Origin of the sequence: Pseudomonas sp. M47T1 (assembly GCF_000263855.1) — a bacterium.
Taxonomy (GTDB): domain Bacteria; phylum Pseudomonadota; class Gammaproteobacteria; order Pseudomonadales; family Pseudomonadaceae; genus Aquipseudomonas.
This window is the reverse complement of record NZ_AJWX01000087.1, coordinates 1-204: the sequence shown is the minus strand read 5'-3', so window position 1 is coordinate 204 and position 204 is coordinate 1. Positions and strand designations below refer to the sequence as shown.

The following is a 204-nucleotide window of genomic DNA, read 5'->3' as shown; positions in this document are numbered from 1 at the left end:
TTCATGCCAGGCCGGTAAATCGAAGCGCCTACTGCTATCTGGTCGCAGGGGAGGAAATGCACGTTTACAACACCCAGCTTGTCGTAGGGCACTACCTCAACCCAGGCGCTGTGGCGGGTGTACTTAGCCCGATGAGCGCGCATCTTCAGGCGCCAGGCGTCACTGAATGGCTGCTCATTCCAATGCCCGGATGCCCCCGCATTC

1 protein-coding gene is annotated in these 204 nt (G+C 59.3%); it reads right to left on the bottom strand.

The genetic code is table 11. The features are described 5' to 3' along the window. The coding region (locus PMM47T1_RS29490; RefSeq protein WP_008376020.1) for a DUF3304 domain-containing protein at positions 1-204 on the bottom strand (204 nt) is incomplete at both ends.